A 13,958-nucleotide genomic window follows, 5' to 3' on the forward strand; every position below is an offset into this window, starting at 1 on the left:
ACCATTTTCTAGAGAGTGCAACTTCACGGACAAAGGCAATTTCATGAGCGAGCATAAAAACGTCTATCCAGTGCGCGATAGCATCGCTGCCAAGGCATGGGCCGATAAAGATAAATATGCGGCAATGTATCAGCAGTCCATGGACGACCCAGAAGGTTTCTGGGGCGAGCAAGCAAAACGCCTCGACTGGATTAAAACCCCCAGCAAAATCAAAAACACCTCGTTCGCCCGAGATAACGTCGATATCCGCTGGTTTGAAGACGGCGAACTTAACGTCGCGGCGAACTGCTTAGATCGCCACCTAGAGAAGCGCGGCGACCAAACGGCGATTATTTGGGAAGGCGATAACCCCAACGAATCCAAACATATTAGTTATCGCGAACTTTACGAGCGCACCAATCAGCTAGCAAACGGCTTGAAATCGCTGGGTGTTCAGAAAGGCGATACAGTAACGCTGTATATGCCGATGATTCCCGAAGCGGCCATGGCCATGTTGGCCTGCGCCCGTATCGGTGCGGTGCACTCGGTGGTATTTGGCGGCTTCTCGCCAGACGCTGTGGCCCAGCGGGTCATCGGCGCAGATTCCAAACTGGTGATCACTGCCGATGAGTCGGTTCGCGGTGGCAAGCATGTGCCGCTGAAAGAGAACGTCGACTCTGCGCTCAAGCGTGACGGCACCGATGTGTGCAAAAACGTGCTGGTTGTGAAGCGTACCGGCGGTGAGATCGACTGGCAGGAAGGCCGCGATATCTGGTTTGACGAGCTGGTCGACAAACAGTCCAGCGAGTGCCCAGCTGAGGCGATGAATGCGGAAGATCCGCTGTTCATTCTCTACACCTCAGGCTCCACCGGCGCGCCGAAAGGCTTGAAGCACACTACCGGTGGTTACCTGACCTACGCCGCCATGACGCATCAGTACGTGTTCGACTATCAAGAGGGCGAAATCTACTGGTGTACGGCAGATGTGGGCTGGGTGACCGGGCATAGCTATATCGTTTACGGCCCGCTGGCGAACGGTGCCACTACGCTGATGTTTGAAGGCGTGCCGAGCTATCCGACCCACGGCCGCATGGGTGAAATCGTCGATAAGCATCAGGTCAATATCCTCTACACCGCGCCCACAGCCGTGCGTGCGCTGATGGCTCATGGCGACAACGTGATGGATTCCAGCAAGCGTGATTCGCTGCGCTTACTGGGCTCGGTGGGTGAGCCGATTAACCCCGAAGCGTGGGAGTGGTTCTACCGCGTGATCGGCAACGAGAAGTGTCCGATTGTGGATACTTGGTGGCAGACAGAAACCGGCGGCATCATGATTGCGCCGCTGCCAGGGGCCACCGACCTGAAACCGGGCTCAGCAACGACGCCTTTCTTCGGCGTTAAACCTGCCCTGGTCGATAACGAAGGCCACCAACTCGAAGGAGCCACCGAGGGCAACCTGGTGATTCTGGACTCCTGGCCGGGGCAGGCGCGCTCTATTTGGGGCGATCATGAGCGCTTCGTTCAGACCTATTTCTCTACCTACGACGGCATGTACTTCACGGGCGACGGCTGCCGTCGTGATGAGGATGGCTACTACTGGGTCACCGGCCGGGTGGACGACGTGCTGAACGTCTCCGGCCACCGCATGGGCACCGCCGAGATCGAGTCGTCGCTGGTGGCGCACTCTGCCGTGGCCGAAGCGGCTGTAGTGGGCTTCCCCCACGATATCAAAGGCCAGGGCATCTACATCTACGTGACCCTGAACGACGGTATCGATCCCACGGACGAGCTAAAGAAAGAGTTGACCCAGTGGGTGCGTAAGGATATCGGCCCTATTGCCTCGCCGGATGTTATCCAGTGGGCGCCGGGGCTGCCGAAAACGCGTTCAGGTAAAATTATGCGCCGCATTCTGCGCAAAATTGCCGCCAACGAGTGCGATGGTCTGGGCGATACCAGCACGCTGGCAGACCCGTCGGTGGTCGATGACCTGATCGAACATCGTGCCAACCAGTAAGGGAAGCACCCCCATGAATCGTCTTGTGGGGGCTGTTTTCAATGACCAGCGTCACGCCTGGATTTATTGAATCAGGGAAAACTGCGTTAGTCTGTTGCGGTGCCGGCCATGAGCCGGCACCGCTGTTTCTGTTTGAATGACGTTCCAATAACAAATTGTGCATGTGATGCTTGGGCATGATGAAGCCCATGGGGTACCATGCTTCAACCGTATGAGCCTAGCGTCGCGGCGGCAGGCAACCCCGCTGCTCGAGGAACCGGAGGAATATCCATGGCAGTAGCCCATAAGTTTATCGTCGCTGACGACCATCCGCTGTTTCGTGCAGCGCTCACCCAGGCGTTGCGCCAGTTGGCCCCCCAGGCTGAGATTGTCGAAGCCGACACCATGGAAGCCACCACTGAGGTCGTTAATCGACACCCCGATGCGGATTTAATTCTGCTGGATCTTCATATGCCTGGTGCCCACGGCTTTTCGGGTCTCATCCAACTGCGCGGGCAGATGCCGGATATTCCGGTAGCCGTCGTATCCGGCAGCGATGAGCCCTATGTGGTGCGTCGTGCTATCGACTACGGTGCCTCTGGCTTTATCCCCAAATCATCATCGCTACAGCTGATTGCCGAAGCAGTAGGTGAGATACTTCAAGGGGAAGTATGGCTGCCAGAAGCGCTGGCAAATGTACTAGAAGAGACCAGTGAAGAGGAATCGCGCTTCGCCGAGGCGATTGCTTCTCTGACTCCCCAACAGTTCCGTGTACTGAACATGCTGACCGAGGGCTTGCTGAATAAACAGATTGCCTACGAGCTCAACGTCTCGGAAGCGACCATCAAAGCCCATGTAACGGCCATTCTACGCAAGCTGGGCGTGCACTCGCGCACTCAGGCAGTTATTGCCGCGCAGAAACTGGAAGTGGAGCCGCCAAAAGTCGAGTCGTAACGGCTAACGGCAGGTGAACAGCGCCGCGCTTAGATTTTTCTAAGCGCGGCGCTGCTGTTTTTTAGTATTAGGGTTTGGCGCGGCTGGCCTGGAGAGTACGAGTGAGTAGTGCGCGTAGGGCGGCTGGTTTCACCGGCTTGAGCAGGAGCTGGTAGCCTGCCCGCTTGATCTCTTCTGCGACGGCTTCGGTACGGTCGGCGGTGATGACAATGCCGGGAACGGCCCCTGCAAAGCGCTCACTAAGTGCTTCTAGCGCCATCAGGCCGGTGATCTCGTTATCCAGGTGATAATCTGCCAGGATGGCGTCAGGATCACCGTCCATATTGCGTAGAATCGACTTTGCCCCACCGATGCTGGTGGCGGTAAACACTTCGCAGCCCCAGCCGCTGAGCATCGCAGTCATGCCTTCTAGAATCAGTGTTTCGTTGTCGATACACACAATCCGTGTGCCCGCCAGCTTATTACCGCTACGACGGCCGCTGGGCTCCTGATCGGCGACGGTTATTTCTCGGGCCGCAACGATGGGGACGCTAACCGAGAACACAGTGCCAACGCCTTCCCAGGAGCGCACTTTGATAGGGTGGTCGAGCACTCGGCTCATGCGATCAGCGATGGAGAGTCCCAGCCCCAGGCCTTTTTCACTCTCTTTATGACGGGAAACCTGATCGAGGCGTCGGAACTCTTGAAATATCTCCGTCAATTTGGATTCGGGAATCCCTGGCCCGCTGTCCCATACTTCGATCAGCAGTCGCCCTCCTTGGCGGCGGCAGCCAAGCAGCACGCGCCCCTCTTGAGTGTAGCGAATCGCGTTGGAGAGGAAGTTCTGCACGATCCGGCGCAGCATCTGCGGGTCGGAATCCACCCACTGCTGAGTGGGCACAACGTCAAGATCCAAGCCGCGATCATCGGCCATCACCTCAAACTCAGCGCGTAGTGGGCGGAAAATATCGGCCAGGGCAAAGTGGCTGCGCCGTGGCGTCAGCGCACCGGCATCCAGCTTGGAGATATCCAGCAATGTGCCGAGAAGCTCTTCGGCGGCCTGAAGAGAGTTATCGATATGGCCAATGGTGCGCTGGGTGTCGCTGGCGGTGACGTTCTGCATTAGCGCCGAGGTGAACAGCCGCGCGGCGTTCAAAGGCTGCAGCAGGTCGTGGCTGGCGGCGGCCAAGAAGCGGGTTTTCGAAGCGTTGGCGTCTTCAGCGAGCTGTTTGGCCTGGCGCAATGCCTGCTCCGCTTCGGCACGCACGCGGTTCTCTTGGCGTAGAGCAGCGTTGGCTTCGGAGAGCGCCTGGGTACGCTCGCGCACCCGCTCTTCCAGGGTTTCGTTGGTCTCTTTGAGGGCAATTTCTGCTTGGCGGCGCTCGGTAATATCTTGATACAGCGCGAAGAAACCCAAAATCGACTGGCTGTCACCAAAGTGCGGGGTGTAGGTCACCAGCATATAGCGCATGGCGTCGTTGACCTGCATGGAGACTTCAAAACTGACCCGCTCACCGGCCAGGGTGCGCTGTACCCAGGGCACCCGTTCTTCGGCCTGTTTCACCGGCAGCACGTCTTCGTAGCGCCGCCCAATCACCGCGTTGCGGTCGATGTTGAACGCCTGCTCGTAGGCGCGGTTGGTAAAGAGATAGCGGCTCTCTTTATCGAAGTAGGCAATGAGCGCCGGGACGTTATCGGTATAGATGCGGATATTGTTTTCTGAGCGGATCAGCGCCTCTTCGATACGCTTTTGCTGGGTAATATCCTGATAGGTGTAGACAAAGCCGCCGCCGGGCATCGGGTTGCCCTGTACTTCCAGCACGCTACCATCCTGGCGGTAGCGCACGTAGCGGTGGGGTTGGCCATCGCGAATGTTATCCAGCAGTAGCTGCACGTGCTCTTCCGGGTCGCCGGGGCCGTACTCACCGTTGTGGGCGTTATAGCGGAAGATACGATCCATCGGTGCGCCGACGCGAATGATGTGGTCGGGGAAGCGGAACAGCTCTAAATAGCGCTGATTCCACACCACTAGGCGCAGGTTCTGGTCGACCACGCTAATGCCTTGATTGATGTTCTCGATGGTGGCCTGCAGCAGGGCGCGGTTGAACTCCAACACCTGAGACGCTTCATCCACAATCGAAATGACATCGGAAATGCCGATGCCCCGCCCTTGAAGGGCAGAGTTCACTACGATCCGCGCCGACGATGCCCCCAAGACAGAGGCGAGAAACCGCTCGGTGAATTGGATCACGTCGATGGAGGCGCGGGTGCCATCGTCCAGCGGCTTGCCCGCTCGGCGTGCGTAATCATCGAAGGCACGGTCGACTTGGCCCGCGCCTAAGAAGCGCTCACACAGCACTTTCAAATCGCCCACCGTTGTGGCCCCTGTCCAGGGGCGATTAACGGAGGTTTGGCGAGTTTCGACGCTATCCACAAACAGCGACGCCTGAATGCGTTCGACTACCCGCTGGGAGGTGATCTGTGAGACAAAGATATAGCAGAACAGATTGACCCCTAGCGAAAGCATCACGCCATGGGTAAAGGCATCGCCCATGTTCAGGCCAAACAGCGCCGTCGGCGACAGCCAGTTAAGCCCCAGCGGGCCACCGGCAAGCCACGCTTGAGGCAGTACACCAGCGTTAATCATGGCGGGCATGAGCAGGCTGTACGCCCAAATAGCAAAGCCCACGTTCATGCCCACAATGACGCCTAAGCGGTTGCCGCGCTTCCAGTACAGCCCGCCAATCAGCGCCGGAGCAAACTGGGCCGCCGCTGCAAACGAGAGCATGCCGATGGAGGCCAGCGAGGTGAATTCGCCAATCAGCTGATAAAAGCCGTACGCCATGGCCAGCACGGCCACGATAGTGAGGCGGCGAGCGCGCAGCACCAAACGGCCATAGTCTCTGGCTTTGGTGTCGAACCAGCGCAGCCTGAAGAGCGCCGGGATCACAATTTCGTTCGAGATCATGATGGAGACCGCCACCGCCGCCACAATCACCATGCCCGTTGCGGCAGAGAATCCGCCGATAAACGTGAGCAGCGTGAGCCACTGCTGGCCGGAGGCCATGGAAAGGGCGAGCGCATAGGTGTCGGGCTCCACACCGCTTTCTGAAAACAGCAGCAGACCAGCGGCGGCCAGGGGAACTACGAAAAAGGCAATCGCCAGCAAGTAAAGCGGAAACAGCCAGCGTGCTTTAGTGGCGTCGTTAGGGTGAATGTTCTCGACCACCGCCACATGAAACTGGCGGGGTAGACACAGGATTGCCAGCATGGCGAGCAGGGTCTGCGCCCAGAAGCTCTGGCCAAAATCCTGATTAGCGAGCTGGCGCTGAAGTTCAAGCTGACTCTCTGCGTGCCCCATCAGCTCACCCAGGCCATCGAACATGCCCCAGGTAACAAAAGCGCCGAGCACGACAAAGGCCAGCAGCTTGACCAATGACTCAAACGCGACGGCGTGGATTAAACCTTCATGATGTTCAGTGGCATCGGTATGCCGCGTGCCGAATAGAATGGCAAAAATGGCCATCACTACTGCCACATAAAAGGCCGTATCGCCAAACAGTGGCGTATGAGTAACATCGGAAGCGTCGGTGAGCACGCTGAACGTGGTGGAGACCGCTTTTAGCTGTAGCGCGATGTAGGGCAGGGTGCCGACAAGGGCGACCAGACTAGCAAAGGCGGCCAGCGATTGGGTTTTACCGTAACGGGAGGCGATGAAGTCGGCAATGGAGGTGACGTTTTGGTGCTTAGCAACGCGGATCATCTTCGCCAGCACAGGCCAGAAGAGCAAAAACGTCAGAATAGGCCCGACAAAGATACTGGCAAATGACCAGCCCGCGGTGGCAGCTTGACCCACCGCGCCGTAGAAGGTCCATGACGTGCAGTAGATAGCGAGCGCCAAGCTATAAATAATCGGGCGGCGCTGGCTAGCGCCGTGAGTGCGTGCACGCCGGTCGCCAAACCAGGCAATACCAAACAGCACTGCAATATAGAGCAGTGACACCGCGACCAGCAGCCCGCCATGAAACATAGTGTCTCCTCACCAATCGTACTTTTAACTGTACCTTTAAATAGCGCGTACTGAGCAGTACGTCTAAACAGCACGTCTAAACCGACCTTCGCCCAGCAAAGGGCTCCATTCTAGGCGAAGGGGAGGCGCTACGTCTGCCGTTCGTTGGCCAGTTGGCAAACGGTGGTCAGCAGCGGTGAGGTGTCGCGGAGTGTGCGTAGCTCATTGAGATCCGCGTCCCCGGTCTCTGAGTTTAGCGGAATCAGCTCTCGGCTTGAGCAGTTGAGGATGTAGGGCTGCGTGGTGATCAGGTCCGTATGGCGGCGCTCAAACTGGTAAAGAATAAACTTGGCCACCAGATCGCCATCGACGGTTTGGGCACGTACATTCTCGCTATCCACCACACTAAAAGTGGTGGTGATCGGGAAAATAAACGTCCAGGGTCGCCACATGTTGCTGGACGTGTCGCTGGAAATCACTTGGGCCGTTTCCGGCAGCTGCAGCTGCTTATGCTCGAACCAGTCATACTCAAATTGAACCTGATAACCCAGCATGCCCAGCCCACCAAACACCGGCACGATCCATTTGGGTAGCCGCTTACGGCTGATTGTTCGAAGCAATAGGCCGATACCTGCCGCGGCAAGGCCTGCAAACACAGCGGCCACTAAGTGCCAAATCATACTATTTCCTTCTGAAAAGCCATCGGGCTTCCCTAAGGAAGCCCGATGGAAGGTGGTTCCGTTCGCTATTGGCCGACGGCGCAATAAGGTGGAACGATTATGACTTAGTGATCAACCGCTGCACCAGCACCTTTCGGATAGCGTACGCTTTCCACCAGGTCCTGAATTTCTTGCGGCGGCGCATCGGTGGCGTTAGAGACAACGAAGGCCACAGCGAAGTTGATCAGCGCGCCTACAGCACCAAACGAGAGCGGTGAAATGCCCAGTATCCAGTTATCCGGCGTATTGGCCAGCATGTTGGTGCCCGGAATAAAGAACCAGCCCAGGTAGGTGAAGATGTAGAGCAGGGTGCAGATCAGACCTGTCAGCATACCGGCAATTGCGCCTTTGTTGTTCATGCGCTTAGAGAAGATACCCATCATTAGCGCAGGGAACAGCGAGGCACCGGCAATACCGAAGGCAAGTGCTACCGTTTGAGCGGCAAACCCAGGTGGGTTAAGGCCCAAGTAAGTTGCTAGCAGGATCGCACCGGCCATGGAGATACGTGCTGCCAGCATTTCGCCTTTTTCAGAAATTTTCGGGTTGATCATGGTCTTGATCAAGTCATGACTGATCGCTGACGAGATTGCCAAGAGCAGACCCGCTGCGGTAGAGAGTGCCGCTGCGATACCGCCCGCTGCAATTAAGCCCACTACCCAGCCTGGTAGGTTGGCAATTTCAGGGTTCGCCAATACCAGGATGTCGTTGTTTACTTCTAGCTCGTTACCTTCCCAGCCGCGATCAGAAAAATCAGCCGCATTGTTGTACATCTGGATACGACCGTCGTTGTTCAGGTCGTTGTGGGTAATCAGGCCAGTCTCTTCCCAAGTGCGGAACCAGTCAGGGCGATCTTCATAGAGGATGGGGTTAAGAGCGGCTTCTTCATAGTTTTCCACCTGCCCAGCCATATCTGGATAGACGGTTGTAGCCAGGTTGAGACGTGCCATTGAGCCAACCGCAGGAGCGGTTAAATACAGCAGTGCGATGAAGACAAGTGCCCAGCCCGCTGACCAACGTGCATCGGCTACTTTCGGTACAGTAAAGAAGCGGATAATAACGTGGGGCAGACCGGCAGTACCGACCATCAGCGATAGAGTGAACAACACCATGTTCAGCTTGTTATCAACGTCTGCGGTGTAGTCTTGGAAACCCAGTGCATTGACCACATCGTCAAGCTTCGTGAGTAACGGAATGCCGGACTCTGTATGTGTGCTGAACATGCCGAACATCGGGATTGGGTTGCCGGTAAGCTGCATGGCGATAAACACCGCCGGGATAGTGTAGGCGATGATCAGTACCACGTACTGAGCAACCTGCGTATACGTGATGCCTTTCATACCGCCGAAAACAGCGTAAAGGAAGACGATAAACGCGGCGATCCAGATACCCCAGGTGTTGCTCACTTCTAGGAAGCGGGAGAACGCAACGCCTGCACCGGTCATCTGGCCGATAACGTAGGTCACCGAGGCTACGATCAAACACACAATCGCCACTAAACGCGCGGTGTTACTGTAGAAGCGGTCGCCGATGAAATCTGGAACGGTGAACTTGCCGAACTTACGCAGGTAAGGGGCAAGTAGCATCGCCAGGATAACGTAGCCCCCAGTCCAGCCCATCAGGAAGGTGGAGTTAGCGTAGCCGCCAGAAGCGAGCAAGCCCGCCATAGAGATAAATGATGCCGCCGACATCCAGTCGGCTGCTGTCGCCATGCCGTTGGTAATCGGGTGTACGCCGCCACCGGCGACATAGAAGTCTTTGGTGGAGCCCGCTCGCGCCCATATCGCAATCCCGATATAGAGCGCAAACGAGGCGCCAACAAACAGTAAGTTAATTGCAAACTGGCTCATGCTGGCTTACTCCCCCAGGCCGTATTTTTTGTCGAGCGCGTTCATTCTCCAGGCGTAGAAGAAGATCAGCACGATGAAGGTAAGAATGGAGCCTTGCTGAGCAAACCAGAAGCCCAGGTCCGTTCCGCCAACGGGAATGCCCGCGAGTAGCGGACGGAATAGGATGGCGCATCCATAGGAGACAAATGCCCAAACCACGAGGCATCCGAAGATTAGCCGGACGTTGGCCTTCCAGTATTCAGCAGCATTGGATTTATCGTCTGCCATTGTGTTGCTCTCCAGTTGTGATTTTTAGGGTTGGAAAGTGAACTCAAGATAGCGTTTGGTTCATCAGGGCGACCCCGCATAGAAAACCGCGCTGGGTGTTGGGCGGTAAGACAGCGTTGCCAGGCACGTCACCTTCTTATTGTTAAGCCGTCTTGTGTCGTTATTGGGTGATCGGCAAGTTATCGTCAGCGGCTTGAAGTGCGTTAGATAGGTGTCGTGCGATTACCCTGTATGACTCGTTGATAATACTGGGCAATAATCGCAAAAAATAAATCCCAGACTTTGGTATCAGGTGCTCTTTGCAAGGCAGTTAAATTGGCTGTTTTGAATATAAAGCATTATTTTTATTGATTTTTCATCGATATTTAAACGCCGTCTGAGAAGTGATAGGACAATAGTCTATGGCTCGGTTAAAAGTAATGTTTGCTACCTTAATGAGTGATGTTTAATCGTTTTAAGAGAGTTTAAAAAAGACACTACTTTAGTCGCTAAACGAACGTCGTTAAGACGTTAGCGCTATAGCTTAAAGTATAATAAGTGAATGAGTTGAAAAGTAGTCAAACCGTTCGTTTTACTTCCCAACCCCTGCCCTTAAGCGAGGTCGCCCATGGTAGAAATGGATCTCTCCCAGCTACCGTTTACGCTGATGGATGAGGCGGGGCGCGATCATGTTCGTCGCGGGATGGATCTTGCCTACTTTGACCGCGATGAAATTATTCTGGAGATGGGCCAGGCGGGCGAATCCGTTTTCTTGATTCATAAAGGCGAGGTCGCCGAACTTGATCCCACCCTGCCTGCTGCTAGTGCGCGCATTGGCCACTACACCGCAGGCGATTTGTTTGGCGCCATCAGTATCCTCAACGGCAAAAGCCGCTACCGCTTCCAAGCTGAACAAGAGTGCCTGTGCTATGTGATGCCTAAAGCGCTGTTTACTCAACTGTGCCGTCACTATCCACCGTTTGAGCAGTTCTTTAAGCAGTCGCTCTCACACAAAGCGCGCCTGCTCACCGAAAAACGCGCCGAAGGCGGCGTCACTATGGCGGGCTTTATGCTGGCCAAAGTGAATGAGTGTATGCGCGAGCCGCTGCTCATTGATGCCTCAAAGAGTATTCATGACGCTGTTCGACAGCTACATGATAGTCATGCCGACAGTCTACTGGTCGCTACTGCAGGCGCCCTGGGCATGGTGACCAAAACCGATCTGCTCAATGGGTTGGTATTGGGTAACTGCACCCAGGCAACACCGGTTGAAGCGCTGGCCAACGTCTCCTTGGTCACGGTAGCTCCCGAGCAGTACCTGTTTGAAGCGCTGATTTTAATGACCCGCCATAAAGTGGCGCGGGTGGTGGTAATGGAAGGGGAGAGTGTTAAAGGCGTCGTTGAGCTAATGGACGTGTTGAGCTTCTTCTCTAGCCGTAGCTACGTGGTCAGCCTGCAGGTGGAGCAGGCCAACAGTCTGGAAGCGCTGGCGGCGGCCAGCCAGCGTACGCCGGAATTAGTGAATGCGCTGATGGTGCAGGGCGTAAAGCTGCGTTTTGCCATGGATCTGTTGGCGGCGCTGAACGGGCGCATTATGAGCAAAGCGTGGAGCTTCACAGTGCCTGAGCAGTACCACACCCAAAGCTGCTTAATGGTGATGGGCAGCGAAGGACGCGGCGAGCAGATCCTCAAAACCGATCAAGATAACGGGTTGATCTTAGCTGATGATTGCCAGTGGCCCACGGTGGCTGAGGAGATGAACACTCTAACGGAAACGCTAATCCAGCTAGGCTATCCACCTTGCCCCGGCAATATCATGGTGTCTAACCCAGAGTGGGTAGGTACGGTTTCCCAGTGGAAAAACAATATCACTAAGTGGGTCAATGCCCGAGATGGCGATAGCCTGATGAAACTAGCGATTCTATTGGACTCCCACGGCGTGGCGGGTAATCCGGCGCTACTGGATCAGGTGCGTGAAGCGCTGTTTGAGCGCTGCTCCCACGATGAACTGCTGCTCTCTTACTTTGCCCGGGCGGCACTGCGCTTCTCGACGCCTCTGACGCTATTTGGCTCGCTGAAAAAGCCCCAGCACGGTATTGATATCAAAAAAGGCGGTATTTTTCCGATAGTCCACGGTGTGCGTACGATGGCCCTTGAGCGGCGCATTAATGCGACCTCTACCTTGGACCGCTTAGATGCCTTGGCCGCCGATGGGCGGCTTGACCGCCGCTTTGCTGATGATCTAGGCGAGGCGCTGGCGCTGTTTACCGAGCTACGCCTTCGTCAGCAGCTTCAGGAGTTGGATAACGCCAACCCTAAACGCACCAATCGAGTGGTCGTTCAGGAACTCTCTTCGCTAGAACGGGACTTGTTGCGTGAAGCCCTACACATCGTGAAAGACTTTAAGCAGCGTCTTTCCCATCGTTACCATTTGGAGTATTCGTGAGCGGAATGCGCCTGTTAGATCGACATATGACCCTGTTCAGCGGTTCACTGCGCACTCTGCTTCAGCGTGAGAGCGACCGCCGTCGCTGGGCGGACTCGCCCTATGCCTGGCTGTTTCAGCCTTATATGGGGGAAGAGGCCGTGGCCATGGCGTGCCAGGTAAGCGCCGTTCAGCCCGCTGTAATGAGTGTGGCGGCGGTGGTGCTAAGCCCGCGCCAAGTGCACACCAGCCGTACGTGGGTGGCCACCTTAGTCGCATCATCGGCGCTGGCGCCTGCTACTCTGCGACGCCATCATCAGTTGCATGCCACGCACTCGCCCCGTTCTCCCGATGCTGAGTGTCTGAGTGAGCTGGCGGAGTTTATCGAACATCGCGAAAAACCCCGTACTTCTAGTGCGAGGATGGATAGCGAGGGGCGCGAGAGCGCCCCTAGTCCGGCCTCGATTGTTGCTCAATATACTGTTTGACCATGCTCAGGGGGGCGCCTCCGACACTTCCCGCAAAGTAGCTTGGACTCCACAGCGAGTTCTTCCGGTAGGCGGGCTGTACCAGTTCAGGGTGTAGTAACTTCATCCGCCGGCTGGATACCCCCTTCAAACTATTCACCAGCTTGGATACCGCCACTTTGGGTGGAAAGTTGACAAGCAAATGGACGTGATCGGTTTCACCGTTGAACTCCTGTAGCTCCGCCTCGAAGTCCCGACACACTCGGTCGAAAAGTAATTCGAGGGAGTTGAGATGCGCGCCGGTAAACACCTTGCCCCGATACTTGGTGACGAAGACCAAATGGACGTGGAGTTCAAAAACGCAGTGCCTTCCTGTTCTGATAGCTTGTTTGGTTTCCATAGACCAAATATATTCGAAGCCATGAAGCAGACCAAGACCCTCAAGGTTCGAGTGAAGGACAAACACGCCGCCGAGCTTAACCGCATGGCCCGCAGCGTGAATTTTGTTTGGAACTACCTCAACGAACTGTCTTCCCGAGCCATTCGGGAGAAAGGTCTGTTTCTGTCTGCCTACGACATGCACCCCTATACCAAGGGTGCTGGCAAGGACCTCGGCCTGCACAGCCAAACGCTGCAATGCATTGCTGCTGAATACGTTGCCCGCCGCAAGCAGTTCAAAAAGCCCCGCCTGAATTGGCGCAAGTCCGGCGGTGTGCGCCGCTCACTTGGCTGGATTCCGGTCAATACCGGCGCGGCCAAGTGGAAGAACGGGCAGGTATTTCACAACGGCACCTACTTCAAGGTGTGGGATAGCTACGGCCTGTCGACATACAAGTTCCGTGCCGGCAGTTTCAACGAAGATAGCCGGGGCCGGTGGTATTTCAATGTTGCGGTCGAGGTGGACGTTCAACCGACGCTTGGGCAGGGTGCCGTTGGCATCGACCTTGGGCTCAAGGATGTGGCCACCTGTAGCGATGGAGGAAGGCTGGAAAACAGCCGCTTCTACCGCCGGATGGAAGACCAGTTGGCGACAGCCCAACGTGCCCGCAACAAGCGGCGGGTAAAAGCTATTCACGCCAAGATCAAGAACCGTCGCCAGGACGCGCAGCACAAGTTTTCCCGGAAACTCGTCAACCAGTACGGCGAAATCGTCGTGGGCGATGTTTCCTCAACCAGGCTCGCGAAGACCAGGATGGCCAAAAGCGTCTACGACGCTGGCTGGTCACAACTGAAAACGATGCTGGAATATAAATGCGCTCACGCAGGCATCGTCTTCAAGGTCGTTCGCGAAACCAACACCACCCGCGCCTGTTCGTCGTGCGGCTCGCTTAGCGGGCCGC

At 56.0% G+C, this 13,958-nt stretch carries 10 protein-coding genes; 5 read left to right on the forward strand and 5 right to left on the reverse strand.

The features are described from left to right. Positions 1-43: 43 nt before the first annotated feature. Positions 44-1,993, forward strand: coding sequence for an acetate--CoA ligase (gene acs, locus AC13CY_RS07380; RefSeq protein WP_044628721.1), 1,950 nt, complete (start codon positions 44-46; stop codon positions 1,991-1,993). Positions 1,994-2,263: 270 nt separating this feature from the next. Then, positions 2,264-2,926 carry a LuxR C-terminal-related transcriptional regulator gene (locus AC13CY_RS07385; protein ID WP_016916171.1) on the forward strand — a complete coding sequence of 221 codons (663 nt, stop codon included), beginning with the start codon at positions 2,264-2,266 and terminating at the stop codon, positions 2,924-2,926. Positions 2,927-2,993: 67 nt separating this feature from the next. Here AC13CY_RS07385 and AC13CY_RS07390 read toward each other — a convergent pair whose 3' ends face one another. The 4 genes from AC13CY_RS07390 to AC13CY_RS07405 all read right to left on the reverse strand — a co-directional run bounded on the left by AC13CY_RS07390 (position 2,994) and on the right by AC13CY_RS07405 (position 9,747). Continuing rightward, positions 2,994-6,935 carry a hybrid sensor histidine kinase/response regulator gene (locus tag AC13CY_RS07390; RefSeq protein ID WP_074211531.1) on the reverse strand — a complete coding sequence of 1,314 codons (3,942 nt, stop codon included), beginning with the start codon at positions 6,933-6,935 and terminating at the stop codon, positions 2,994-2,996. Between the two features lie 128 nt (positions 6,936-7,063). Then, positions 7,064-7,594: a hypothetical protein gene (locus AC13CY_RS07395; protein WP_483052422.1), complete on the reverse strand. Its 531-nt coding sequence runs from the start codon at positions 7,592-7,594 to the stop codon at positions 7,064-7,066. A 104-nt stretch (positions 7,595-7,698) separates the two neighbouring features. Next, positions 7,699-9,480 carry a sodium:solute symporter family protein gene (locus AC13CY_RS07400; protein WP_074211532.1) on the reverse strand — a complete coding sequence of 594 codons (1,782 nt, stop codon included), beginning with the start codon at positions 9,478-9,480 and terminating at the stop codon, positions 7,699-7,701. 6 nt (positions 9,481-9,486) lie between these two features. Beyond that, the gene (locus AC13CY_RS07405; RefSeq protein WP_054641318.1) at positions 9,487-9,747 is read right to left on the reverse strand and encodes a DUF4212 domain-containing protein; all 261 of its coding nucleotides are present in this window, start codon (positions 9,745-9,747) and stop codon (positions 9,487-9,489) included. A gap of 607 nt (positions 9,748-10,354) precedes the next feature. Between AC13CY_RS07405 and AC13CY_RS07410 the strand changes: the two genes are divergently transcribed. Together AC13CY_RS07410 and AC13CY_RS07415 are read left to right on the forward strand one after the other, a co-directional pair. After that, positions 10,355-12,172 (forward strand): putative nucleotidyltransferase substrate binding domain-containing protein, encoded by a 1,818-nt coding sequence (locus AC13CY_RS07410; protein ID WP_058577150.1) that lies wholly within the window; start codon positions 10,355-10,357, stop codon positions 12,170-12,172. Continuing rightward, complete coding sequence (locus tag AC13CY_RS07415; protein ID WP_483052423.1) at positions 12,169-12,639, forward strand: 3'-5' exonuclease family protein; 471 nt, start codon at positions 12,169-12,171, stop codon at positions 12,637-12,639. Before AC13CY_RS07410 ends, AC13CY_RS07415 begins: the two co-directional genes overlap by 4 nt. Here AC13CY_RS07415 and tnpA read toward each other — a convergent pair. Next, entirely contained in the window at positions 12,602-13,018 is a 417-nt protein-coding gene (tnpA, locus tag AC13CY_RS07420) for an IS200/IS605 family transposase (RefSeq protein WP_172514897.1), read from the reverse strand. The genes AC13CY_RS07415 and tnpA overlap by 38 nt on opposite strands. Between tnpA and AC13CY_RS07425 the strand changes: the two genes are divergently transcribed. Next, positions 12,911-13,958: RNA-guided endonuclease InsQ/TnpB family protein (locus tag AC13CY_RS07425; RefSeq protein WP_483052424.1), on the forward strand; the 1,048-nt coding region annotated here is incomplete at its 3' end. The two genes, tnpA and AC13CY_RS07425, sit on opposite strands and share 108 nt — an antisense overlap.

Source organism: Vreelandella sp. L-15 (assembly GCF_056857635.1).